We start from the raw sequence: 25,822 nt of genomic DNA on the forward strand, positions 1-25,822 counted from the left end.
GGCGAACCGATGGTGACACTCGTCGACGTGGCCAGGCGCGCGGGCGTCTCGTCCAGCACGGTCAGCTATGCGCTCAGCGGCAAGCGCCCGATCGCGGAGGAGACCAGACGGCGGATCGAACAGGCCGTCGTGGACCTCGGCTACCACCCCAACGCGGGCGCCCGCGCCCTGGCCGGCAAGCGCTCGCACATCATCGCCCTGGTGGTGCCGCTGCACACCGACGTCAACGTGCCGATCATGATGGAGATCGCCGTCGCGGTCACCGCCACCGCCCGCCGGCACGGCTACGACGTGCTGCTGGTGACCAACGACGAGGGCCCCGAAGGGGTCCGCCGGGTCGCCGCCACCGGTCTCGCGGACGGCGTGATCCTGATGGACGTCCGGCTGGACGACGACCGGATCCCGGTGCTGCGCGCCCTCGGCACACCGGCCGCGCTGATCGGGCTGCCGGACGACCAGCGCGGACTCTCCTGCGTGGACCAGGACTTCGAGGCGGCCGGCGCGCTCTGCGCCGACCACCTCGCCGACCTGGGCCACCGCGAGGTCGCCTTCGTCGGCTACGGCGCCGCCGTCTACCTGCGTCAGGCCGGCTACGCGGAGCGGACGCTGACCGGCTTCCGTGACCGGGCCGCGCAGCGCGGCCTGCGCTTCCTGCACCGGACCTGCGAGGGGACGTACGAGAGCACGGCCGGCACCCTGGCCCGCATCCTCGCGGACCGTCCGGACACCACGGGGTTCGTGGTGCAGAACGAGGGCGCGATCGGCCCGCTGCTGAGCCTGTTGCGGTCCGGTGGCCGGTCCGTCCCGGAGGACGCGTCGGTGGTCGCCCTGTGTCCCACGCCGCTGGCCGAGGGGTTCGCTCCCCGGCTCACGGCCGTGACCGGGCCGAAGCAGGAGATCGGCCGGATCGCCGTCCGCCAGGTGCTGGCCCGGATCGCCGCGGCGGCCGACGGCGTGCAGCCGACGGACGAACAGGTCCTGCTGACACCGGAACTGATCGTCCGTGAGAGCACCGCACCCGCCCCGCTCCGGGGTCTCCACCGCTGATGCCCACCACGACAGGAGCCATACGTGACGACGAGTCGACTGACCGACCGGCTGGGCGGTCTCGCCTACGGCGGCGATTACAACCCGGAGCAGTGGGATGAGGAGGTCTGGAAGGAGGACGAGGAGCTGATGCGCCGGGCCCGCGTCAACCTGGCGACCGTCGGCGTCTTCTCCTGGGCGCTGCTGGAACCCGAGGAGGGCCGCTACGACTTCGCCTGGCTGGACGCCCAGCTCGACCGCCTGCACGCGGCCGGCGTGGCCGTCGACCTGGCCACCCCGACCGCCTCCCCGCCCCCCTGGTTCACCCTGGCCCACCCCGACGCCCTGCCGGTCACCCCCGAGGGCAACCGCCTGACCCACGGCAGCCGTGACACCTACTGCCTGGCCGCGCCCGCATACCGCCGCGCCTGCGCCCGGATCGCCGCCGCGCTCGCCGAACGCTACGGCGACCACCCGGCGTTGGCCCTGTGGCACGTGCACAACGAGTACGTGACACTCTGCTGGTGCGAGCACACCGCGGCGGCCTTCCGGGTCTGGCTGCGCGAGCGCCACGGCTCCCTCGATGCCCTCAACGAGGCCTGGGGCACCACGTTCTGGAGCCAGCGGTACGGCTCCTGGGAGCAGATCCAGCCGCCCCGCGCCACCCAGTGGCACCACAACCCCGGCCAGGCGGTGGACTTCCGCCGCTTCTGGTCGGACGAGACCCTCGCCGCCTACCGCGAGCAGCGCGACGCGATCCGCGCGCACAGCGACCGTCCGGTGACCACCAACTTGATGCTACCCGGCTACCAGAACCTGGACCTGTGGGCCTTCGGCCGCGAGGTCGACCTGGTGTCCGTCGACCACTACCCCGCCGCGCCCGGCGTGGACGCCGCCGCCGACACCGCCTTCGGCGCCGACCGGGCCCGCTCCTTCGGCGGCGGCGTTCCCTGGCTGCTGATGGAGCAGGGCACCAACACCGTCTACGCCGGGGACCGCATCCTCGGCAAGGAGCCGGGCGAGATCCTCCGGCACTCCCTCGGCCACATCGCCCGGGGCTCGGAGGGCGCGCTGTTCTTCCAGTGGCGGCAGTCCAGGGCGGGTGCCGAGCAGTGGCACTCGGCGATGGTCCCGCACGCCGGGCCGGACAGCCGGATCTTCCGCGAGGTGACCGAGGTCGGCGCGGGAGTCGCCCGGCTCGGTGAACTCGCGGGGTCCACCGTCCGCGCCGAGGTCGCCGTCCTGCACGACTCCGACGCCTGGTGGGCGATGGACGCCGACGGGCTGCCGTCGGCCGAGCTGGACTACCACGGCACGCTGCGCCGCGCCCACCGGGCGCTCTGGGACGCCCGCGTCACCACCGACTTCGCGCACCCCGAGCACGAGCTGAGTCGGTATCGACTGGTCATTGCGCCGGCCCTGTTCCTGCTCTCCGACGCGGGCGCCGAGAACCTCCGTCGCTACGTCGAGGGCGGCGGAACGCTGCTCGTCCAGCACTTCAGCGGCGCCGTCGACCAGCGCATGCACTCCCGGCTCGGCGGCTACCCGGCCGCGCCGCTGCGCGAGGCGCTGGGCGTGCGGGTGGAGGAGTACCGCCCACTGCGCCGGGACGAGCAAGCCGTGCTCTCCGACGGCTCGTACGGCACCGCCTGGAGCGAGTCGCTGCGGACCGAGGGCGCCGAGGCGCTCGCCGCGTACACCGACGGCATGCTCACCGGGAGCCCCGCGCTGACCCGCCACCGCTTCGGGGCGGGAGTCGGCTGGTACCTCTCCACCCGCCTCGACGACACCGGCTACGCGGCCCTGGTCGAGCGGCTCCTCAGGGAGAGCGGTGCGGGCCCGGCGCTGCCCGGCCTGCCTCCCGGCGTCGAAGCGGTCACCCGGCACGCTCCGGACGGCCGCCGCTGGCACGTGCTGATCAACCACCGCGACCGGGCCGCCCCGCTGCCCGGGCCCGCCCACGACCTGCTGACCGGCGGCCCCGCCGACCACCTGCCGGCCGGCGGCTGCGCGGTCCTGCGCGCCGACTGAACCGGACGGCCGAAGTGCCCGTCCGCAGCGCACGACTCCTCGACTCCCCCCGGAGGAAGATCCACCATGTCCGACGACGACCAGACGATCCGCTGGGGCCACGGCGCCCTGGAACTGGAGATCGCCCTCCAGGAGGACGGCCGGCCTCGCCTCTCCCGCATCGGCTCGCCCGGCGAAACCGGGCAGTGTCCGCAGCCGGGCGCCCCGCTCCCGCTGGTGGAGGTGACGGTCACCGGCCACGGCCGCTTCTGGTCGGGCCGCAACCTCATCGACACGGCCGTCGGCGCCCGGCTGCGCCACCGGTCCCACCGTTCGGCCCGCGAAGGTGACTGGCACGTGCTCACCCTCGACCTCCACGAGCCCGAGACCGGCCTCACCGCCGAGGTCGTCTACCGGTCCCCGGACGGTCTGCCGGTGCTGCGCAGCGAGGTGGTGCTGCGCAACGAGGGCGGGGCGATCCTGAACCTGGAGTCGGTCGGCTCGCTCGTCGCGGGCTGCCTCACCTCCGGCGACCCGGCGGACCTGGACGCCGCCGACCTGCTGTGGGCGGAGAACGACTGGCTGGCCGAGTGCCGATGGCAGCGCAGCCCGCTGCGGGTGACCTCTCCCGCGCTGAACCGCCGGTTCCACTTCAACAGCGCCAAGAGCCCGCGCGTGGTGGCCGGTGAGGGCACCTGGTCCAGCCTCGGCCACCTCCCGATGGGCGGCCTGACCGACCGTCGGTCCGGCCGCAGCTGGGTCTGGCAGATCGAGCACAACGGTGGCGGCTGGCGCTGGGAGAGCGGCGAACGGGACAACACGGCTTACGCGGCGCTGTTCGGCCCCACCGACCAGGACCACGGCTGGCGCCACCCGCTGGCGCCCGGGGCCGAGTTCCGCACCGTACCGGTGGCCCTGGCGTTCGCCGCGCAGGGCGGCCCGGACGCGGCCTTCGCGACGCTCACCCGCTACCGCCGGGCGATCCGCCGGCCGCACGCCGACCACGCCCGGCTGCCGGTCATCTTCAACGACTACATGAACTGCCTGATGGGCGACCCCACCACGGCCGCCCTCCTGCCGCTGGTCGACGCCGCCGCCGAGGCGGGCGCGGAGTACTTCGTCATCGACGCCGGCTGGTACGCCGAAGAGCAGAAGAGCTGGTGGGACACGGTCGGCGCCTGGGAGCCGTCCGTCTCCCGCTTCCCCGGCGAGCGCGGGATCCACGAAGTCCTCGACCGGATCCGGGAGCGGCACCTGGTCCCCGGCATCTGGCTGGAGCCGGAAGCGGTCGGGGTGAACAGCCCGATGGCGAAGACACTGCCCGAGGAGGCGTTCTTCCGCCGCGACGGGCAACGCGTCGTCGAGGCGGCCGGCCGCTACCAGTTGGACCTGCGCCATCCGGCCGCCCGCGCCCACCTGGACCGTGTGGTGGACCGCCTGGTCGGCGAGTGGGGTGTCGGCTACCTCAAGCTCGACCACAACACCAACCACGGTTCGGGCACCAGCAACCACCCGGAGGAGACGCCGGCCGCAGGACAGCTCGAGCACAACCGGGCCCACCTGGACTGGCTCGACGGCATCCTCGACCGCCACCCGGACCTGGTGATCGAGAACTGCGCCTCCGGCGGCATGCGAATGGACTACGCCCTGCTCTCCCGGCTCCAACTCCAGTCCACCAGCGACCAGCAGGACCTGCTGCTCTACCCGCCGATCGCGGCGGCGGCGCCCACCGCCGTCACCCCCGAGCAGGGGGCCGTGTGGGCCTATCCGCTGCCCGAGGACTCGCTCGACGAGGTGGCCTTCACCATGGCCACCGCGCTGCTCGGCCGGATCCACCTCTCCGGCGAGCTGGCTGAACTGGGCTCGGAAGCAACGGCGTTGGTCCACGAAGCGGTGACCGTGTACAAGTCCGTACGCGCCGACCTGCCGCAGGCGGTGCCCGCCTGGCCGCTGGGCCTGCCTGCCTGGGACGCCCCCTGGGTCGCCCTGGCCCTGCACACCGCCGACGTCACCTACCTGACCGTCTGGCGCCGCCCCGGGGCGGAGAACACCGCCACCCTCCCGCTACCCCACCTGCTGGGCACGGACCTGCGGCCCGAGCTGCTCTACCCTTCCGCGAGCCAGGCCGTGCCCACCTGGCACCCGGACTCCGCCGAACTCACCCTGTCGCTTCCCGCCGCACCGTCGGCCGTGCTGCTCCGCCTGGACCACCACAACCTTCACTGAGAGGATTTGACAAAGTGTCAGATCAGCACCGCACGGAGAGCACCGTCACCAACCCGGTGATCCCCGGCTTCCACCCCGACCCCAGCATCTGCCGCGTCGGCGGCGACTACTACCTGGTGTGCTCCAGCTTCGAGTACTTCCCCGGCATCCCCGTCTTCCACAGCCGCGACCTGGTCAACTGGACGCAGATCGGTAACGCCCTGGACCGGCCGAGCCAGCTGCGCCTACCGCGCGACCAGCCCTCCTCCGGCGGCATCTACGCGCCGACGCTGCGTCACCACGACGGCCGTTTCTGGCTGATCGTCACCAACGTCAGCGACAGCGGCAACCTGCTGTTCACCGCCACCGACCCGGCCGGCCCGTGGTCCGACCCGATCCTGCTGCCCGGAGTGCACGGCATCGACCCGGACCTGGCCTGGGACGAGGACGGCACCTGCTGGTGCACCGTCGCCGGGGTGTCGCAGGTGCGCCTCGACCCGCACACCGGCGAGACGCTGGGCGAGCCGCACAAGGTGTGGTCGGGTACGGCCGTGGCGCCCGAGGCGCCGCACCTCTACCGGATCGGCGACTACTGGTACCTGCTGATCGCCGAGGGCGGCACCGAGCGCGGCCATGGCGTGTCCATCGCCCGCGGCCGTACGCCCGCGGGCCCGTTCGAGCCGTGCCCGGCCAACCCGATCCTGACCCACCGAAGCACCAGTAATCCGATCCAGAACACCGGCCACGCCGACCTGGTGCAGGCGCCCGACGGCTCCTGGTGGATGGTGCTGCTCGGCGTCCGGCCGGGCGGCGGCACCCCCGGCTGGCACGTGCTCGGCCGCGAGACCTTCCTCGCTCCGGTGGAGTGGGTCGACGACTGGCCGGTCGTCGGTCCGCTCTCGCTCGAACCGCCTGCCCCCGCCTGGCCGTTGCGGCCCGGCCCGACGCCGCCGATCCGGGACGACTTCGACCACGCCGAGCTGCAGCCCTGCTGGATCTCGGTGCGCGAGCGCCCGGCACAGTTGTGCACCACCAAGGAGCGCTCCGGCTGGCTCACCCTGCACGCGGTCGGCGCCTCCCTGGACGAGCCCGACCCGGCGTTCGTCGGCCGCCGCCAGCAGCACCTGTCCTGCGCGGTGCGCACCCTGGTCGACCCCACCGAGGGGCGCGGTGGCCTGGCCGTCCGGCTGGACGAGCAGCACCACTACGAGATCGAGGCGGCTACCGGCGAGGTGAAGGTGTACGCCCGGATCGGCCCGCTGCGCACCGAGGTGGGGTCGGCCCCCGTGCCCGTCGGCCCGGTGGTCCTCGGCCTCGAGATCACCCCGCAGCCGCCGCAGGGCCCGCGGACCGGGCCCGACCAGATCGCCTTCGGCATCGAGGCGCCGGACGGGACGTTCACCGTGCTCGGCGAGCTCGACGGCCGCTACCTGTCGACCGAGGTGGCCGGCGGCTTCACCGGCCGGGTGATCGGCATGTACGCCGCCTCAGGCACCGTCCACTTCGACTGGTTCGACTACCACCCCCACCAACTCTCCTGACTACTCGTCAGGAGCAACGGCCCGCCTGGCCGGCAACCACGTCTACGGCATCAACTCGGGCGCCACAGCGAAGTACCAGGTGACCCGGTCGGGCACCTCGGTGACCGGCATCACGGCCTGACCACCCGTCAGGATCTTGCTCCAACCGAAAGGGACAACCGTGCAGAACGTGCAGCGCACCTCCCGTACCCGCCGGCTCCGCCGCTCCGCGGCCCTGCTGGTGGCCCTGGCCACCACCGGCGGTCTCACCGCCGGCCCCGCCTTCGCCGCCCCGGGCGCCCCGGATTCGGCGCAGGCGGCAGCGTACAAGGTCTGGGTCCCCAACGACCCGATGGCCGCGGTCGCCGCGATGCAGCCCAGCTGGAACCTCGGCAACACCCTGGACGCCATCCCCGACGAGACATCCTGGGGCAACCCGCTCGTCACCAAGGCGACCTTCGACGGGCTGAAGGCCCAGGGCTTCCGCAGCGTCCGGATCCCCGTGACCTGGAGCACCCACCAGTCGGCCACCGCGCCGTACACCGTCGACCCGGCGTACATGAAGCGGGTCAAGCAGGTGGTCGACTTCGCCCTGGCGGACGGCCTCTACGTCGAGATCAACGTGCACCACGACTCGTGGCAGTGGATCAACAAGATGTCCACCGACCACGACAACGTCATGGCGCGGTTCAACTCGACCTGGCAGCAGATCGCCACCACCTTCAAGGACGAGTCGCGCGCCCTGCTCTTCGAGAGCATCAACGAGCCGCAGTTCGCCGACGCGACCGACGCCCAGAAGACCCAGTACCTGCGGGAGCTCAACACCTCGTTCCACCACATCGTCCGCAACAGCGGCGGGCAGAACAAGGACCGCCTGCTCGTCCTGCCGTCGGAGGAGACCAACAACGCCCAGCACTGGCTGGACGACCTGTCGACGACGATCAACTCGCTGCACGACCGCAACCTGGTGGCGACCGTGCACTACTACAGCTGGTACCCGTTCAGCGTGAACATCGCCAACGGCCCGACCTACGACGCCAAGGCCCAGTCGGACCTGACCGAAGGCTTCCGCCGGGTGCACGACACCCTCGTCGCCAAGGGCATCCCCGTCTACCTCGGCGAGTACGGCCTGCTCACCTCGCCCTACTCCGGCGTCGTCGAGCGCGGCGAGATGCTCAAGTACTTCGAGCACGTCGCCTACGAAGCCCGGATCAACGGCATGACCACCGCCGTCTGGGACGCCTACCACGACTTCCTCAACCGCGACACCATGCAGTGGGAGGTCCCCGAGATGAAGGCGCTGATGCAGACCTCCTGGCGGACCCGCTCGGGCACCGCCTCCACCGACAACGTCTTCCTGCCGAAGTCCGGCCCCATCGCGGCGCAGACCATCACCCTGAACCGCAACGGACAGTGGTTCGCCGGGCTGTGGCAGGGCAACGTCCCGCTGATGCCGTACTTCGACTACACCCTCAACGGCGACCAGCTCACCCTGACCGCCGACGCCCTCACCCGGCTGGCCGGCGACCGTGCTGCCGGGGTCAACGCCACCCTCGAAGTCCGGTTCTCCGACGGCGTGCCGTGGAAGCTCTTCGTGCGCTCGTACGACAAGCCGGTGATGTCCGGCGCCACCGGCACCACCGACGGCCTCGTCATCCCGACCGGGTTCAACGGTTCCCTGATGGCCAACGTGGAGTCCACGTACGCCGACGGCACCGCCGCCGGCCCGGCCTCCTGGACCACGTACCAGTCGTTCGACAACTACCGCGCCGACTACGGCGCCAACACCACCACCGTCAAGGCCGACTTCCTCAAGTCGCTCAAGGACGACGCCCCGGTGACGTTCACCTTCCGCTTCTGGACCGGCGCCACCGTCACGTACCACGTGACCAAGTCCGGCAGCACGGTGACCGGCACCGTCGGCTGACCATCCGTCATCCCCGCCCCGGCCGCCCTCTCCGGGCGGCCGGGGCCCCACCCTTCGAGGTCCGGTCATGTTCCCGCTGCCCCCGCGCGTCCTGTTCGGCGCCGCCTACTACCACGAGTACCAGCCGTACGAGCGGCTCAAGGAAGACCTCGACCTGATGGCGGCGGCGAAGTTCACCGTCATCAGGGTCGGCGAGTCGGTCTGGTCCACCTGGGAGCCTTCGAACGGCCGTTTCGAGCTGGACTGGTTGCAACCGGTGTTGGACGCCGCCCACGAGCGCGGCATCTCCGTGGTGCTCGGCACGCCCACCTACGCCGTGCCGCCCTGGCTGGCCAGGCAGTACCCGGAGATCGCCGCCGAGCGGACCACCGGGGAGCGCCACGGCTGGGGTGCCCGCCAGGAGGCCGACTTCACCCACCCCGCTTTCCGCTTCCACGCCGAGCGCGTCATCCGCGCGATCCTGGCCCGGTACGCCACGCACCCGGCCGTGATCGGCTTCCAGGTGGACAACGAGCCCGGTGTGCACCTGCCTCACAACGAGGGCGTCTTCCAGCGGTTCGTCGACCACCTCCGTGAGACGTACGGCGACGTGGAGACCCTCAACCGCGAATGGGGCCTGGTCTACTGGTCGCACCGCCTCTCCACCTGGGCCGACCTGTGGCGGCCCGACGGCAACCAGCAGCCGCAGTACGACGTCGCCTGGCGGGCGTTCCAGGCGCGTCAGACCACCGAGTTCATCGCCTGGCAGACCGACATCGCCCGCGAGTACGCCCGCCCCGAGCAGTTCGTCACCACCTGCATCTCGTACGGACGCGCGGCACTCGAGGACGACGAGCTGACGGACGGTCTGGACGTCACAGCGGGCAACCCGTACTACGACATGCAGGACAGCCTCGCTCTGCCCGACCCCACACCCGACGGCCACGACCGCTGGCAGGCCACCGGCGTCTGGGCACTCCTCCAGAGTGCCGACCGGATCTTCTCCTCCCGCCAGGAACCGTTCCTGGTCACCGAGACCAACGCCCAGGCCATCGGCGGCCCTTCGGACAACCGGCCCGCCTTCGACGGCCAGTGGCGGCAGGCCGCCTGGGCCATGGTGGCGCGCGGCGCGCGGATGATCGAGTACTGGCACTGGCACACCCTGCATTTCGGCACCGAGACCTACTGGGGCGGGATCCTGCCGCACAGCGCTCGCCCGGGCCGGGTGTACGCCGAACTCGCTCGGCTGGGAGCGGAGTTCGAGAAGGCGGGGCAGCTGGTCGCCGGAATCGAGCCGGACGCCGACATCGCGATGGTGTACTCGAATCCCAGCAGGTGGCTGATGGAGAAGTACCCGCCGCTGGACACCACCGACGGGCGCCCGGACCCGGCCGCCTACCACGGCATCTTCGACCCCTTCTACCGTGGCGCGTTCGAAGCCGGCCGCCAGGTGCGGATCCTGCACGCCCGCCAACTGCACGACGTCCGGGGTGAACGAGCCGGCGTCCCACCGGAGTCGGCAGCCGAGCGCCACCCCGTGCTGATCGTCCCCGGGCTGTACCTGGCCGAGGACTCCATGCTCGACTGGCTCGCCGCCTACGCCGAGGCCGGCGGACACCTCGTCCTCGGACCGCGTACCGGCTACGCCGACCACGAGGCCCGCGCGCGCCCCGAGGCGGCCCCCGCCCGCCTCGTGAGGGCCGCCGGGGTCCGGTACGAGGAGTTCAGCAACCTCGCCGCCGACCTGCCGGTGCGCGCTGCGGCCGACAGCCCGCTGGTGCTGCCCGCCGACGCGACCGCGAGCCGCTGGGTGGAGGGAATCGCGGTCGTCGACGCGACGGTGCTCGCCGAGTACGACCACCCGCACTTCGGCCGCTGGCCCGCCGTCACGACCCGCCGCCACGGCGCGGGCCGGGTGACCTGCGTCGGCACCGTACCGGGACGCGACCTCGCCCGGGAGCTGGCCACCTGGCTGGCGCCGACGCCTCGCAGCGGCTGGCGCGACCTGCCCGAGTCGGTCACCGCGACGACCGGCACCTCTCCCGACGGCCGCCGCGTGCACGTGGTCCACAACTGGAGCTGGCAGCCCACCGAGGTCCGGGCGCCCGAGGACCTGACCGACGTCCTGGACGGCGGGTCGGTCTCCCTCGGGACATCGGTGTCCCTCGGCGCGTGGGACGTACGGGTCTTCGCCACGCCGTAGGTCGCAGCCCCCTCTGCCCTTCCCTGCTCGACCGGTCTGCTTCGATGAGGGCTGTGATCGTTCGAGAAGGGAGCGGGTCCTGAGTACGTCGTTCGCCGAGGCACTGTCCGTCGGCCTCCTGGTGCTGGTACTGGTCTGCGCGGTGGTCAGGCCGTTCGGCTGGCCGGAGGCGGTGGTCGCGGTGCCGGCCGCCGCCCTGGCGGTCGGCACCGGTGCGATCTCCCTCGACCACGCGGCCCAGGAGGCCGAGCGGCTCGGACCGGTGATCGGCTTCCTGGCCGCCGTGCTGGTCCTCGCCCAACTCTGCGACGAGGAGGGCCTGTTCCAAGCCTGCGGGGCGTGGATGGCGCGCACCTCGGCGGGTAGACCGAAACGGCTGCTGGTCCAGGTGTTCGCCATCGCCTCGGTCATCACGGCGGTGCTCAGCCTGGATGCCACAGTGGTGCTGCTGACCCCGGTGGTGTTCGCCACCGCCGCGCGCCTGGGTGCCCGGCCCAAACCGCACGTCTACGCCTGTACGCACCTGTCGAACACCGCCTCCCTGCTGCTCCCGGTCTCCAACCTGACCAACCTGCTCGCGTTCGCGGCCAGCGGGCTGGCCTTCACCCGCTTCGCCGCGCTGATGGCGCTGCCCTGGCTGGTGGCGATCGGTGTCGAGTACCTGGTGTTCCGCCGGTTCTTCGCCGCCGACCTGGATGCCGGAGCCACGGCCGAGCAGGCCGGGGCGGAGCCCGAGATGCCGCTGTTCGCGCTGCTGACCATCGCGGGCACGCTCGCGGGCTTCGTCCTCACCTCGGCGGTCGGGATCGACCCCGCCTGGGCCGCGCTGGCCGGTGCGCTGACCCTCGCCGTCCGTGGCCTGGCCCGGCGTCGCACCACGCCGGTCGCGATCCTGCGCGCGGTGAGCCTGCCATTCCTCGCCTTCGTCCTGGCCCTCGGGATCGTCGTCCGGGCCGTGGTCGACAACGGCCTCTCCGACGCACTCGGCGAGCTCGTGCCGACGGGCGACGGCCTGTCGGCCCTGCTCGGCATCGCCGCGCTGGCCGCCGTCCTGGCGAACGTGATCAACAACCTGCCGGCCACCCTGGTGATGCTCCCGCTCACCGCCCCGGCCGGCCCCGGCGCGGTCCTGGCGGCGCTGCTCGGGGTCAACATCGGCCCCAACCTCACCTACGCCGGCTCGCTCGCCACCCTGCTCTGGCGGCGGATCGTGCACGCCCACGACGCGAGGGTCGGGCTGGGCGAGTTCACCCGGCTCGGACTGCTCACCGTGCCTGCTTCCCTGGTGCTGGCGGTGGTGGCACTGTGGGGGTCACTGCACGCATTCGGAGTGTGACACCGTGACCGTCGTCGTCTGGATCACCGAGGGCACCTGGCCCGCCTGCGTGGACGCCGCCCGCGCCCACGCCCCGGCGGAGGCGGAGGTCGTCCTGCTGTACGTCGCCGGAGCCGAGGTACCGGCCGCCGCCCACGGTGCGTTCGCCGGACTGCTCGGCCGCGGCCACCCGCGCCCGGACCACCCGGGCGCGGGCTGGGGCAGCGATCCCGGCACCCGCCTGGAACAGCTCGCGTCCACCACCGGCGCCGACCTGCTGCGGTCCGCCGCCGAACGCCTCGGCCGGCCGTCCACCGTCCGAGTGGGGTACGGCAGGGTCGAGCGGGAGGTGGTCGCCGCCGCGGCAGGCGCCTCGCTGCTGGTGCTGGCCCGCGACGGTTCCCGCCCCGGTCCCGGACCGCACAGCCTCGGGCCGGCCGGTCGCTTCGTCGTCGACCACGCCCCGTGCTCCGTCCTGCTCGTCTGGCCGCACCCCGCAGCCGGCCCCGGCTGACACGGGCCACGGCCGAGCAGGGTGCCGGGCGGCTCAGCCGACCTTGACCAGGCTCCACTGCTGCGGGGTGCCACCGTTGACGGTCCACTGGATCGTCGCCTGGCCCTCCGTCGTGCTGTTCGAGTTGTCCAGCGCCATCCCGCTCACCCGGTTGGTCAGCCGGTAGGAGCCGCCGCCCAGCGCGGTGATGCTCCACTGCTGCCGGTCGCTCCCGTTGTCGGGCTGCTGCGTCAGCGTGGTGCCGGTGCCGGTGCTGCCCCCGTTGTCGAGGGCCAGGCCACTGCGGACGGAGACCAGCTTGAAGCGGCCCGCCTCGAGACCGGTCACCCGCCACTGCTGCGGCGCACCGCCGTTGACGGTCCACTGGACCACCTGGGTGCCCGCGATCGCGGTGTTGCCGTTGTCCAGGGCCTTGCCGCTCCGGGCGCAGACCAGCTGGTAGACGCCGTCGGCGACCACGGCCGGCATCCCGGTGACCTCGACCACCACGACCGAGTCGTTGGCGTCCGGGGCGGTGGCGGGCACCGAGACGTTGAGGATGCCACCGCTGACCGTGTAGCTGAGCGGGACCGTCGGACTGCTCATCAGGTAAACGCGGTTGACGGTGTTCTGGACCAGCGGGATCTGCAAGGTGCCGCTGGTCGGCCAGCTGAACACGTGGGCGAACAGCTTGCCCGGCTTCCGGGTGAACTTCCCCCAGGACGGCTCGGCGGTGAACGGGCTGCCGCTGGTCCCGTGGATGCTGTCCTTGTTGGTGGCCATCCAGCTGGCCATGCCCTGGAGGACGGTGGTGGTGCCCGCCGTGACGGTGCCGTCGCCCTTGGGGCCGATGTTGAGCAGGTAGTTGCCGTCCCGCGAGGCCACCGTGACGAACTCCTGGATGATGGTCCGGACCGACCGGTAGGAGTTCTCGGCCCAGGAGGCGTACCCCCAGGCGCCGTTCATGGTGGCGCAGGTCTCCCAGGCCCGGCCGAGCGGTTCGGCCGGCACGGTCTGCTCCGGGCAGGCGAAGTCGCCCAGGCCCACGTCCCGCTTGACCCGCTCGTTGACGATGAGGTCGGGCTTGCGGCTGATCAGCCAGTTGTAGAGCTCGACGCCGTCGGCCTGGGTCCACCAGTCGGTGAGGGTGGGGGTGGCGGGGTTGCCGCACCAGTCACCGTCGAACCACAGGACGGCGGGGTCGTACCGGGTGAGCAGTTCCTGCAACTGCGCCTTCATGTCGGTGATGTAGGCGGCCCGCGCGCCCATCGACGCCATGTCGGTGAAGTTCACCGAGCGGTTGATGGTCTGTGACCGGTGGCTCCAGTCCATGATCGAGTAGTAGAGCCCGAACTTGATGCCCCGGGCCTCGCAGGCGCTCTTGAGCGCGGCCAGCGGATCGCCCTGGTAGGCGGTGTAGCGGCGCAGGTTGTAGGGCTTGCTGCCGGTGGTGTCGGTGAAGCTCGCCACGTTCGAGTCGTACATCGCGAAGCCCTCGTGGTGCTTCGCGGTGACCACCAGGTACTTCATGCCCGCGTTCAGGGCGAGGTCGGCGATGGTGTCGGCGTTGAATCCGGTCGGGTTGAACGGCGCGGACACCTGGGGCTGGTAGGTGGCCTTGGTGTAGTTCTCGCTGGAGAAAGCCCACTCGCCCGTGCCGTGGTAGCTGTAGGACCCGAAGTGGATGAACATCCCGAACCGGGCCTGGTACCACCAGGTCATCTTGGACGGCAGCGTGTACGCCCGGGCCGAGTCGGCCAGCAGGATCTGCGGCAGCCCGAAGGCCGCGGCACCCCCGGCGATGGCGGCGGCTCGGATCAGCTGGCGGCGGCTCAGTTGCTCGCTGGACATGCGGGGCTCCTTGGCTGGGTGGGTGCCGGTCGTTTCCGCAGGACGGCATTCCCTTCCCGGGCTGCTCCGGGACGGCTTGCGGTGCCGAGGACTTTACGATCCCGAAACCTCGCCGACAAGAGCTCAGATCCGATGAATGTCCGTCAGATCACCGGAACAGGGCGGCAATTCCGCCATCCCTGGCCATAACGCGCCTCAGTTATCGGATGTCTGCGAGCCCGTAGACGCGCACGGCGGTGCCGCCGAAGACCTCGGCGCGCTCCTCCTCGGCCAGACCAGCCATCAGCTCCCCAGCGGTCGACACCACTTCGGCGTAGGACGCGGCGAGGAGGCAGACCGGCCAGTCGGAGCCGAACATCACCCGGGACGGCCCGAAGGCGTCGAGCACCACCTCCGCGTACGGACGCAGGTCGGCGACCGTCCAGTGGTCCCACTCGGCCTCGGTGACCAGGCCGGACAGCTTGCAGTGCACGTTCGGTTCGGCCGCGAGCTCGCGGACCAGCTTCGTCCAGGGCCTCAACTCACCGAAGGCGATGGCCGGCTTCGACAGGTGGTCCAGCACGAAGGTCAGCTCGGGCCGGGACCGTACGGTGTCGATGGCGGTGGGCAACTGGTGAGGGAGCGTCAGCAGGTCGTACGCGAGCCCGGCTTCGGCCACCGCCCGCAGCCCGCGTCGCACCTCGGCGCGGGCCAGCCAGCACGGGTTCGGCTCCGCCTGAACCAGGTGTCGGATGCCGACCAGCAGGTCGCCTCCCGGGCCGGCACGTAACTCGGCCAGCCGGTCCGGAAGTTCGTCCGACGTGAGATCAGCCCACCCGACCACGCCGGCGACCAGATCGGACCCGGCGGCGAGGGCGAGGAACTCGGCCGTCTCCGCCGGGTCCGGCAGGACCTGTACCAGTACGGTGCGGTCGATCCCGGTAGCGCGCGTCTCGCGGGCAAGCCCGTCCAGCGTGAAGTCCCGGCGGATCGGGGCCAGTTCGGCCCGGTCCAGCCAGAGCTGCGGCCGCCTGGCGAGCTGCCACACATGGTGATGCGCGTCGATCCGGGTCACCGGCGGGCCCCCTCCACGTCGAGACCGCCTCCCGGCGGACTCGGCCAACGGTAACAGGACATCCCATGTCCAAGAAGCCGGTCGGCGGGCCGACCGGCTTCTCTGGGCCGAAGTCCCCACTCCTCAGCCTGATTCATCCCATCTCTTCGCTTGGTATCAGGCGGGCACCAGCTGCCACTGCTGGTTGGCGCCGCCGCCGGAGGTGTACTGCACGACCTTGGCGTTGTCACCGCTGTCCCAGTTGTACACGTCCGCCACCAGCCCGCTGTCGTGACTGACCACGGTGAAGTAGCCGTCGCCGGTGGGCCGCAGGTACCACTGCTGGTTGGTGCCGCCGCCGGGGGTCCACTGCTGGAGCTGGAGCCCGACGGTCGAGGAGTAGCCGTTGACGTCGAGCGCCTTGCCGGTGGGGACGTACTTCAGGGTGTACGCACCCCCGGGGGCGGCATCGATGGTCCAGGCGCTGCCGGACGCCTGCTGGACGGCCGGCGAGCCGTCCGCGGTCCCGGCTATGGCGAGCGGCTTACCGCTGTTGCGGTTGACGATGCGGTAGTTCGTGCCCGCTACCGGCTGGTTGGCGATCTCGAACCGGTCCACGGTGCCCCAGTCGTGCGTCGCGGCGGCCCGCTGGGTGCCGGTGACGCGCACCCGGACGGTGTGCGTGCCGGAGGCCAGCCGGGGGCTGGTCCACACCGCGGCGTCGCCGGTGCGCGCCACCGAGTACAGGTCGACCAGCGACTCGGTCCCGCCGTCGACGGAGACGCCCACGATGCCGTGGCTGGGCGCGGTCACCGCGTGCAGCGTGACGCCGGTGCCGACGAAGCTCAGCGCCGCCGTGTCGCCCGTGACGTCACTGTAGGAGTTCGTGCCCGCGTACGGGCCGGTCTCCCCGCTCGCGTGGCTCCAACTGCCGTTGTAGCTCACTGCGGTGGCGGCGTCGTCCACGTTGGCCGCCGGGTTGCCCAGGTTGAGGTACTCGACCGAGTCGGTGAACGTGGTGCTGCCCGCCTTCGTGGTCGACAGCACCAGGTACACCCGGCTGCCGCTGCCCGGCGCGGTGAACGAGACCGGCTGGGTGACCCGCGACCCCAGCGGGACGGTGAGCGGCGAACTCCCGGACGCGATGACCGTGCCGGTGGGCTGGTCGAGGCGCGCCGACCAGTTAAGGGTGACGGAGGTGTTGCTGAAGTCGTCGTTGAAGACGGTGATGTTGCGGGTGACGTTGCTGTTGAAGTTGTAGGTGTCCACCGCCTGCGGGAGCGGGAAGCTGCCGTTGTTGTCCGACTGGCCGGAGGCGGACCAATACGGCAGGTCGATCGCGGCCACCGGGTTGAAGGCGGCCTGGATCCGCTGGATCTGCGGGTTGCTCCACGGGTCGGACAGGTTGTCCACGCCGTAGACGGGGTGACCGCCCTCCTCGGGGACGAAGTCGGTGGTCCGCACGCCGGGCACGAAGCTCGCCCAGCCGGACAGCAGGGTGTACGGGCGCAGGTCGCTGGCGTCCTTGGCGCGCTTGGCCGCCGTCGCGGTGGCGAACCACTCGAAGCCCCGCTTGGTGTTGGAGGCGTTCCAGACGAACTCGCCCTCACCGTCGGGCCGGCCGGGCAGATCGGCACGCGCCTCGCCGTACTTGCCGATGCCGTCGATGTAGTGCGAGTAGACGGCGAAGTTACCGTTCAGCATGGTGGGCCACGGGTTGGTGTTCCACGCGGTGTCAGCGCTGACCGGCCGGGTGCCGTCGTTGCCGTTCATCGCCGCGTAGAGGTCCTTCTCGAACGCCTCGGAGTCGAAGGTGCTGATGTCCGCCTCGTTGCTCTGGCTCCAGCGGACGACCGCCGGGTGGTTGCGGTCCCGCAGGGTCAGCGCCTTCGCGTGGTCGACCATGTTGTCGTGCCCGGCGACGAAGTCCTGGCAACTGCAGGTGCCGCGGATGGCGGTCTCGTCGATGACCATCAGGCCCATCTCGTCGGCCACGTCGAGCATGTACGGGCTGCCGGGCTCCTGGTGGATCCGGACCACGTTGTAGTTGAGCCGCTGGTAGTTGTCGACCGCCTGCGGCCAGCCGCCGTTGCCGGTGGACGGCGGGAGGAAGCCGGGCAGCGTGTCGTAGGCGTCGCCCTTGCCACCGTTGTCGATCCGGTCGTAGTCCGCGCCCTGCAGGCTGTCACCGCGGAAGTTCACGCGGGTGCCGTTGAGGTAGTAGTACTCGCCGTTCTGGGTGGTCTCCCGGAACCCGAACCGGTACTTGGCGTCGCTGGTGCGGCCGTCGTCGGTGGACGCGCGCACCGACAGCTGGTGCAGCTGGGCCCGGTATCCGGCCCGGTAGGGCACGTTCGGCCACCAGTAGGAGGAGGAGCCGAGGTTCCACGCCACCGGACCGACCGTCACCTTGGCGGTCGAGTGGGCGGCCACCGTGACCGTCCTGCTCGGCAGCGACGGGTAGCTGAACGACGTGCCGTTGTCCGAGGCGAGTGCGCCGGTCAGCGTCACCGACCGCGAGCTGCCGGAGGTGTTCGTCACGGACACGTCGTACGTCAGGGTCTGGTTGGCCACGGAGGTGCGGACGAACGTGTCGCTGACGTACACCGCCGGGTACACGCGCAGGGCCGCCGAGCGGTAGATGCCCTGGGGGATCGCCTCGGACCAGTTGGCGGCGTCGGGAACCAGGGTCTGCTTCCCGGTCCCGTTCACCAGGGCGTAGCGGCCCTTCACGTTCACGCTGATCGTGTGGGTGGTGCCGGGGGCGGCGAAGGCGGAGATGTCGAAGTTCGACTGCGTGAAGGAGGTGGTCCGGGTGGCGACCACCTGCCCGTCCACCGATAGCGTCGCCTGGTGGTTCACCGCGCCGAACTCGATCCACACCGACTGCGGCTGTCCCGTGTTCGGCACGGTCACGGTGCGCGAGTACGTCGCCTCGTTCACGTCGGTGAAGCCCTGCTTGTACCAGCCGCCGCCGGGCACGGTGATCGTCGTCGCCGCACGGCCCTTGGGGGTGAAGCTCCACGTTCCGGCCAGGTCGACCGAGGCGAGCGCGGCGTTGCCCGCGGTGAGCCCGTCCGGTACCGCTGCGGCGGAGGCCGACTGCGGCACCGTCAGGACGGCGGAGAGCAGGGCCGCGACGACCGCGAACAGATGAACGGCCCGCCGCCGGTGTGGCGGTGGCCTGTGTTGCTGGTGCATGGTGACCTCTCGTGGGCGGGGTCCGAAAAATGTGAGCGCTAACATGCGCAAGCCTGCGGAGACCCGGGAGTCTCTGCCGGACGGGCGGATGCGACCGACGATCGACTGGGGTCCGTCCCGGAGCCCGGCAGTCCACCACGTCGCCCAAGGCGCCGGCGATGAACGTAAGTCCGTCCCGGTGGGTCGTCAAGTACTCCCGCACCCGGAGATGCCCTCGCGTCACGGGTGGCCTGCCGAAAAAAGATTCCGGTTCCGGGGGCAACCTTCCGCGCAGCAGCGGCAACTGACGGGCGATCCACAAAACGGCCGAAGCAAGGAGCAGCCCATGAACGAGACCGGTCCCACCGCCGACGGACGCGGACGGCACGCAGGTGCGGCCGACGCCGGGCAGCCCAAGCGCGGCCGCCACCGTCGGCGCCGGACGATGATCGGTCTGGCGCTCGGCGTGCCCGGTGTCCTCGGTCCCTACCTGCTGTTCGTCCAGGCCGACTCGCAGGCCGCGACGGTGGACCCGGGCGCCTACTACGAGTTGGTGTCCGTCCGCAGCGACAAGGTGCTGGACGTACCCGGGGCGGACACGGCGGACGGCGCCTGGGCCCGGCAGCAGAGCCGGGTGGCCGGGGCGCCGAGCCAGCAGTGGAAGCTGAAGCTGGTCGAGGGCGGCTACTACGAGCTGGTGAACCGCAACAGCAGCAAGGTCCTCGGCATCCGGGGCGCGTCCACCGCCTCGACCGCCGCCGTCGAGCAGCAGTCCGACCGCGGCACCCCCGCGCAGCAGTGGAAGCTCGCGAACGCGGACGGCTCGGCGGTGAAGTTCGTCTCCCGCAGCACCGGCATGGTGCTGGACGTGTGGGGCGGCTCCAACGGCGATGGCGTGCCGCTGATCCAGTACCCCGACAAGGGCAGCACCAACCAGCAGTGGAAGCTGGTGAAGGTCGGCGGCACGGGCGGCTACACCTGGAACAACGCGCAGATCGTCGGTGGCGGCTTCGTCACCGGCCTGGTCTTCAACCCCACCCGCAAGGACCTGCTGTACGCCCGGACCGACATCGGCGGCGCCTACCGCTGGGACGCGACCGCCTCCCGGTGGATACCGCTGACGGACTGGGTGGGCGGCGCGGACTGGAACCTGCTGGGCATCGAGAGCCTGGCGACCGACCCGGTCGACCCGAACCGGCTCTACCTGGCGAGCGGCACCTACACCAACGACTGGGCAGGCAACGGCGCGATCCTGCGCTCCACCGACCAGGGCAAGACGTTCCAGCGCACCGACCTGCCGTTCAAGCTGGGCGGCAACGAGGACGGCCGGTCCATGGGCGAGCGGCTCATGGTGGACCCGGCCGATCACAGCACCCTCTACCTGGGCACCCGGAAGAACGGGCTCTGGCGCAGCACCGACTACGGCGTGACGTGGGGTCAGGTCGGGAGCTTCCCGGTCAAGGACGGCGCGAGCAGCGGCGTCGGGCTCTCCTTCGTGACCTTCGGGCCTGCCGGCAGCAAGACGATCTACGTCGGGGTGGCCGACAAGGGCACCTCGCTGTACCGCTCCACCGACGGCGGCAGCACCTGGCAGTCCGTGGCCGGCCAGCCGAAGGGGCAGCTGCCGCACCACGGGGTGCTCTCGGGCGACGGTTCGATGTACCTGACGTACGGCAACAACCCCGGCCCGAACGGGGTGACGGCCGGTTCGGTGTGGAAGTACACGCCGTCCACCGGGGCCTGGAAGAACGTCTCACCGTCCACCGGGAGTTACGGCTTCGCCGGCCTGGCCGTCGATCCGCAGCACCCCGGCACGGTGATGGTCACCACCCTGGACCGCTGGTGGCCCTCGGACGAGCTGTACCGGTCGACCGACGGCGGCACCTCCTGGAAGGCGCTCGGCGCGACCTCGGTGCGGGACAGCTCCGCCGCCCCGTACGTCGGCAACAGCATCGGGCACTGGATGGGCGCGATGGCCGTCGACCCGTTCGACTCCGGGCACGTCCTGTACGGCACCGGGTCGGGGATGTGGGCCAGCCGCGACGTGACGGCGGCGGACCACTCGGGCCAGACCCACTGGACCGTCCCGGCCGCCGGCTTGGAGGAGACCGCGGTGCTCGGCCTGGCCAAGGCGCCCGGCCAGCCGCTGATCAGCGCGCTCGGCGACGTCAGCGGCTTCCGGCACGAGGACCTGACCAAGGTGCCGGCCCGCGCCCTCTCCGGGCCGCTGTTCACCAACACCACCGGCATCGACTTCGCCCAGTCCAAGCCGGAGTTCATGGTGCGGGTCGGGCTCGGCGGCGAGCAGCACGGCGCCTGGTCCACCGACGGCGGGGCCAACTGGAAGGCGTTCGCCGGCGCACCCGGCAACGGCGTGGGCGGCGGATCGGCCGCGGTCGCGGCGGACGGCTCCACCGTGATCTGGACCCCCGACGGCCGGACGCCGTCCTGGTCGGCCGACCGGGGCACGACCTGGGCGGCGGTCTCCGGCCTGCCCAAGGACGCGGTCGTGGTGGCCGACCGGTCGGCGGCCACCACCTTCTACGCCCTCAGCGGCGGCACCCTGTACGCCAGCACCAACGGCGGCCGGAGCTTCGCCGCCCGAGGCGCCGACCTCGGGAACGGCCAGCTCAAGGCGGCCCCGGGCGCCGCGGGCGACCTGTGGATCGCGGGCGGGGACCGGGGTCTGCTGCACTCCACCAACGGCGGGGCCGCCTTCAACAAGACCGTCGACGTGCAGCAGGCGACCGCCGTGGGCTTCGGCAAGCCGGCGCCGGGCGCCTCGTACCAGGCGCTCTACCTCAGCGGGAAGGTGAAGGGGGTCGCCGGGCTGTTCCGCTCGATCGACGGCGGTTCGAGCTGGGTCCGGATCAACGACGACCAGCACCAGTTCGGCGGCAGCGCCGTCTCCGTCATCGCCGGTGACCCGGACGTGTACGGCAGGGTCTACCTGGGCGGCTACGGCCGTGGCGTGGTGTACGGCGACCAGTCCTGACGACCCGGCAGACGTGGGCCGAGCGATGCTCCCCGCCGCTCCGCCCGCGTCTGCCGATATCGCGGCAACCTTTTCGGCCCCGGCGGCCACTGAGAAGTGACACGTCGACTCGATCTACCGAACGGATGGGCATGAGGACAACGAAGCACGGCGCGGAGCAGCCGCCGCGCAAGCAGCGGCGGGCCCTCGGCATCCCGCTGGCGCTGCTCGGCGCCGGTGTCGTGGCCTGCCTGGTCGCCGCGCTCCTGGCCGGGGGCGGGGCCGACACCGGGCGTCCCGCCAGCCAGGCCGTCGCGGCCGCCCCGGCAAGCGTCCCCACCGGCTCCGGCTCCCCCACCGCGACGGCGGAGGCCACGCCCGCACCGACGCCACCGGTCACCAGCCCGCCGCCGTCGCCCACGGCTGCTCCCTCCGCCACGCCCTCCGGCAGCCCGCGCACCACACCGACGTCCTCGCCGTCCGCGATCACGCCGGCGGCCTCGGTCGGGTCCTTGGCCGGACGGATCAAGCCCGCCGTGGGCAACCAGGGAGTCGCAACCGCCTACGAAGCGGCCGACGGGAACGGCGCCTGCCTCTTCGGCCCGTCCGGCGACCTGATGATCGCGGCGATGAACCACACCGACTACGAGTCGGCCAAGGCGTGCGGGGCGTACGTGCTGGTCCGCGCCGCCAACGGCGCCTCCGTCACGGTGCGGATCGTCAACGAGTGCCCGCTGCCCTGCGCACCGGGTCAACTCGACCTCAGCCAGCAGGCGTTCGCCAAGCTCGCCGATCTCAAGGTCGGCCGGCTGCCGATCACCTGGACGCTGCTGAGCCCCGCCGCCGCGCCCGACACGATCTCCCTCCGCTACAAGACCGGGTCCAGCCCGTACTGGTGCGCCCTCCAGGTGATCGGCCACCGCAACCCGGTGGCAACGCTGGAGCTCCGGACCGCCAAGGGCTGGCGGCAGCTGCCCCGCACCGACTACAACTACTTCCTCGCCGCTGACGGCAACGGCTGCGGCGGGACGGTCAGGATCACCGACATCTACGGTGAACAGCTGACCGTCGACGGGATCGCCGTCAGAGCGGACGTCAGCCAGCCGACCCGGGTCCAGTTCGCCCGGCACTGACCGTGCCGTCCGTCCGCGGCGAGGTCCCCGGAGCCGCCCACCGTGCGGTCGAACTGCGGGCCACTGTTACGCTCAGGCCGATTGTTAACGCGCACATCGCAGGGAGAGGGCGACCGAGGGAGATGCTCCTCGACGACGCGTCCGCGGAGTTCCACGACTTCTTCGAACGCCACTACGCCGAACTGGCTCGTCTCGCCCACCTGTTGACCGGCGAGAAGGACGGGGCCGACGACCTCGCCGCCGACGCGTTGGTCGCTCTCTGGCAACGCTGGGACCGGTTGCGGGCGGCGCAGCACCCGGTCGCCTACGCCCGCGGCGTGGTGGCCAACCTGGCCCGGGAGCGGATCCGGAGCGCGGTCCGCGAGCGGAGACGGGTCGCCCTGTTCTGGTCCCGCAGTCCCGACGAGGTCACGGGCCCGGACGTCGCCGGCGTGCTGGACGTCCGGGCCGCGCTCGCCCGGCTCCCGTTCCGCAAGCGCGCATGCGTGGTCCTGCGCCACGCCTTCGACCTCTCGGAGAAGGACACCGCCGCCGCGCTCGGCATATCGGTCGGTACGGTGAAGAGCCAGACCTCGAAGGCCATGGCCGAGCTGGAACGGACGCTCGGCGCACGAGCGGTCGGCGAACTCGCGGCAGGAAGGAGGAACCGGTGAACGAGGAGATCAGCCGACGGCTGCGGGAAGCTGCCGAGGCCCACGAGCCCGACCGTGCAAGGATCCTGGCCCGCGTGGAGCGCGGAGCGGCCGGCCCCGCCGTCCGCCACCGCACACCGTCGATCAGGAGGTCCGGGCCCCGGGCGGTACTCGCCGGCCTCGCCACCGCCGGCATCCTGGCGACCGGTGGCTTCGCCGTCGCCGCCATCGTCGGCGCTCCGTCGCCGCCGCCGGCCACCGCTCCCCCCGCGCCGTCCCCGAGCGCCACTCCGACGCCGACGCCGTCGGCCCGCAGCACCACCGCGGGTCCAACCCCGTCCACCACGCCGAGCAGCCCGCGCCAGACACCATCGGCCGCGACCCGGACCCAGAACGGGCCGCTGTGGTCGGAGGGCTCGATGGGCGGTAACAGCAACGTCTTCTGGGCCCAGAGCGACCTGACCCTCAGGTCCACCCAGCCACTCACCTCACTCACCGTGGAACTGCGCATCGCCCAGACCGGCGACGTACGGGACACCGGCACCTGGCGGACCCTCCCGAGCGACGACTTCACGGTCACCGTCCAGGAGACCGGTGGCGCGCTGCTCTACCGCTGGGTCCTCAAGCCCGGCCGGACCGTACCGGCCGGACAGCACGAGTTCGCCGCCCAGTACAACCACGCCACCGGCACCCGCAAGACCACGGGCGACAGCTACCGGGTCGAGGGCCAGGGCCCGGGCGGCTCCGGCGCGGTCTGGGGAGGATTTACCCAGACCCGCTGAGGAGCTGCCCGAGGCACCCGGCCGGGCCGACGGTCTACTTGAAGGTCCAGTGCTGGTTGGCGCCCCCGGTGGAGTCCCAGATCTGCACGGCGCTGCCGTTGCCGGTCTGGCCGCCGGGGGTCTCCAGCGCCTTGCCGGAGGCGACGTTGACCAGGGTGTAGGAGCCGTCACCGTTCTGGGTGGCGCGCCAGTGCTGGTTGGCACCGCCGTTGGAGTCCCAGATCGTCATCCTGGTGCCGTTGGCGGTCTGACCGCCGGGCTCGTCCAGCGCCTTCCCGGTGGCGATGCTGGTCAGCGTGTAGGAGCCGTCCGCGTTCTGGTTGGCCCGCCACTGCTGGTTGGTGGCACCGCTGGCGTCCCAGACCTGCACCTGGGTGCCGTTGGCGCTCTGACCGCTGGGCACGTCCAGCGCCCGGCCGGCCGCGACGTCGGTGAGCGTGTACACGGTGCCGGAGACGATGCCCCCGGTGGGGCCGGTGGTGCCGCCGAGCGCGTTGAGCGCCGCGGTGTAGGCGGGCTTCTTGTTGCCGCTGCCGTCGAAGAGCAGCGGGCTCTCGCTGGAACGCCAGGAGTCGCTGTCACGGATGCCCCACACCGTGATGCCGGTGCAGCGGGCGACGCTCATGCAGTCCGTGACGGTGTTGGCGTAGTTGGTGGCCGAGGCCTGGGCGATGTCCAGTTCGGTGAGCTGGACGTCGACGCCCAGGGCGGCGAAGCTCGACAGCGTGGTGCGGAAGTTGGCCGGCCGCCCGCCGGAGCCGAAGTGGCTCTGGAGGCCCACGCAGTCGATCGGCACACCGCGGGCCTTGAAGTCCTTGACCATGTTGTAGACGCCCTGGGTCTTGGCGTCGGTCCAGTTCTCGATGTTGTAGTCGTTGTAGCAGAGCTTCGCAGCGGGGTCGACGGACCGGGCGGTGCGGAACGCCTCCTCGATGAAGCCGTTGCCCAGCACGTTCTGGAACACCGAGCTGCGGTGCTGGCCGCTGCCGCCGTCGGCGAACGCCTCGTTCACCACGTCCCAGGCGTAGATCTTGCCCTTGTAGTGGCTCATCTCCTGCGTGATGTGGTTGTTCATCACGCTGCGCAGCGTGTTCGCGTCGCCGATGTTGCTCACCCAGGACGGGAGCTGCGAGTGCCAGACCAGGGTGTGCCCGCGCATGCGCTGGCCGTGGGCGGCCGCGTGGTTCACGATCTGGTCGGCGGCCCCGAAGGTGAAGTTGCCGCGGGACGGCTCGACGGCGTCCCACTTCATCTCGTTCTCCGGGGTGATCATGTTGAACTCGCGGTCCAGGATGCCCGCGTACGTGGAGTCGCCGAGCCTCCCGGCCGCCACGGCGGTGCCGAAGTACCGCCCGGACTGGGCGGCCTGGGCTCCGAGCGAGCCGGCTGCGACGGCCTGCGCCGACCAGCCCGTCGCTCCGGTCGCGGCGAGTACGGTGCCGACGATCAGGCCGGTGGTGGCCGTCAGCCTGGTGCGGAGACGGTGCTGTTTGTCGATCCGGAACATGGCGTTCTTCTCCTTGGGTGGGGGGAGAGGTGGATCCGGCGGCAGGGCCGAC

General features: G+C 71.5%; 15 protein-coding genes and 1 pseudogene. 12 read left to right on the plus strand and 4 right to left on the minus strand.

Translation table 11 applies throughout. From position 1 onward, the window contains the following. Positions 1-9 precede the first annotated feature (9 nt). The 8 genes from ACKUU6_RS03745 to ACKUU6_RS03780 all read left to right on the plus strand — a co-directional run bounded on the left by ACKUU6_RS03745 (position 10) and on the right by ACKUU6_RS03780 (position 12,699). Complete coding sequence (locus tag ACKUU6_RS03745) at positions 10-1,047, plus strand: LacI family DNA-binding transcriptional regulator (RefSeq protein ID WP_407986988.1); 1,038 nt, start codon at positions 10-12, stop codon at positions 1,045-1,047. Between the two features lie 24 nt (positions 1,048-1,071). Beyond that, positions 1,072-3,057 carry a beta-galactosidase gene (locus ACKUU6_RS03750; protein WP_407986989.1) on the plus strand — a complete coding sequence of 662 codons (1,986 nt, stop codon included), beginning with the start codon at positions 1,072-1,074 and terminating at the stop codon, positions 3,055-3,057. Positions 3,058-3,123: 66 nt separating this feature from the next. After that, positions 3,124-5,262 (plus strand): glycoside hydrolase family 36 protein, encoded by a 2,139-nt coding sequence (locus tag ACKUU6_RS03755; RefSeq protein WP_407986990.1) that lies wholly within the window; start codon positions 3,124-3,126, stop codon positions 5,260-5,262. A gap of 14 nt (positions 5,263-5,276) precedes the next feature. Next, positions 5,277-6,782, plus strand: coding sequence for a glycoside hydrolase family 43 protein (locus ACKUU6_RS03760; protein ID WP_407986991.1), 1,506 nt, complete (start codon positions 5,277-5,279; stop codon positions 6,780-6,782). Between the two features lie 160 nt (positions 6,783-6,942). Continuing rightward, on the plus strand, positions 6,943-8,688 hold the full coding sequence (locus ACKUU6_RS03765) for a cellulase family glycosylhydrolase (RefSeq protein WP_407986992.1): 1,746 nt from the start codon (positions 6,943-6,945) through the stop codon (positions 8,686-8,688). A 67-nt stretch (positions 8,689-8,755) separates the two neighbouring features. Continuing rightward, a complete protein-coding gene (locus tag ACKUU6_RS03770) occupies positions 8,756-10,870 on the plus strand; it encodes a beta-galactosidase (RefSeq protein ID WP_407986993.1) in 2,115 nt (704 codons plus the stop codon). A 79-nt stretch (positions 10,871-10,949) separates the two neighbouring features. Then, positions 10,950-12,206: an SLC13 family permease gene (locus tag ACKUU6_RS03775; protein ID WP_407992029.1), complete on the plus strand. Its 1,257-nt coding sequence runs from the start codon at positions 10,950-10,952 to the stop codon at positions 12,204-12,206. 4 nt (positions 12,207-12,210) lie between these two features. Beyond that, the gene (locus ACKUU6_RS03780) at positions 12,211-12,699 is read left to right on the plus strand and encodes a universal stress protein (protein ID WP_407986994.1); all 489 of its coding nucleotides are present in this window, start codon (positions 12,211-12,213) and stop codon (positions 12,697-12,699) included. Positions 12,700-12,732: 33 nt separating this feature from the next. Here ACKUU6_RS03780 and ACKUU6_RS03785 read toward each other — a convergent pair whose 3' ends face one another. The 3 genes from ACKUU6_RS03785 to ACKUU6_RS03795 all read right to left on the minus strand — a co-directional run bounded on the left by ACKUU6_RS03785 (position 12,733) and on the right by ACKUU6_RS03795 (position 18,763). After that, on the minus strand, positions 12,733-14,529 hold the full coding sequence (locus tag ACKUU6_RS03785) for an alpha-L-fucosidase (protein WP_407986995.1): 1,797 nt from the start codon (positions 14,527-14,529) through the stop codon (positions 12,733-12,735). A 199-nt stretch (positions 14,530-14,728) separates the two neighbouring features. Continuing rightward, positions 14,729-15,583: an amidohydrolase family protein gene (locus tag ACKUU6_RS03790; protein WP_407986996.1), complete on the minus strand. Its 855-nt coding sequence runs from the start codon at positions 15,581-15,583 to the stop codon at positions 14,729-14,731. 156 nt (positions 15,584-15,739) lie between these two features. Beyond that, complete coding sequence (locus tag ACKUU6_RS03795) at positions 15,740-18,763, minus strand: RICIN domain-containing protein (RefSeq protein WP_407986997.1); 3,024 nt, start codon at positions 18,761-18,763, stop codon at positions 15,740-15,742. A gap of 424 nt (positions 18,764-19,187) precedes the next feature. On the opposite strand from ACKUU6_RS03795, the gene ACKUU6_RS03800 reads away from it, so the two are divergent. The 4 genes from ACKUU6_RS03800 to ACKUU6_RS03815 all read left to right on the plus strand — a co-directional run bounded on the left by ACKUU6_RS03800 (position 19,188) and on the right by ACKUU6_RS03815 (position 24,263). Next, positions 19,188-21,737 (plus strand): RICIN domain-containing protein, encoded by a 2,550-nt coding sequence (locus ACKUU6_RS03800; protein WP_407992030.1) that lies wholly within the window; start codon positions 19,188-19,190, stop codon positions 21,735-21,737. Between the two features lie 131 nt (positions 21,738-21,868). Beyond that, on the plus strand, positions 21,869-22,849 hold the full coding sequence (locus ACKUU6_RS03805; protein WP_407986998.1) for an expansin EXLX1 family cellulose-binding protein: 981 nt from the start codon (positions 21,869-21,871) through the stop codon (positions 22,847-22,849). Between the two features lie 122 nt (positions 22,850-22,971). Then, positions 22,972-23,502: a SigE family RNA polymerase sigma factor gene (locus tag ACKUU6_RS03810; protein WP_407986999.1), complete on the plus strand. Its 531-nt coding sequence runs from the start codon at positions 22,972-22,974 to the stop codon at positions 23,500-23,502. Next, entirely contained in the window at positions 23,499-24,263 is a 765-nt protein-coding gene (locus tag ACKUU6_RS03815; protein WP_407987000.1) for a hypothetical protein, read from the plus strand. The genes ACKUU6_RS03810 and ACKUU6_RS03815 overlap by 4 nt, the downstream gene beginning before the upstream one ends. 37 nt (positions 24,264-24,300) lie before the next feature. Here the strand turns inward: ACKUU6_RS03815 and ACKUU6_RS03820 are convergent. Beyond that, positions 24,301-25,770 (minus strand): annotated as a pseudogene (locus ACKUU6_RS03820) (endo-1,4-beta-xylanase); the annotation flags it as partial. Positions 25,771-25,822: the final 52 nt, after the last annotated feature.

The organism is Kitasatospora sp. CMC57 (assembly GCF_045866025.2).
Classification (GTDB): Bacteria; Actinomycetota; Actinomycetes; order Streptomycetales; family Streptomycetaceae; genus Kitasatospora.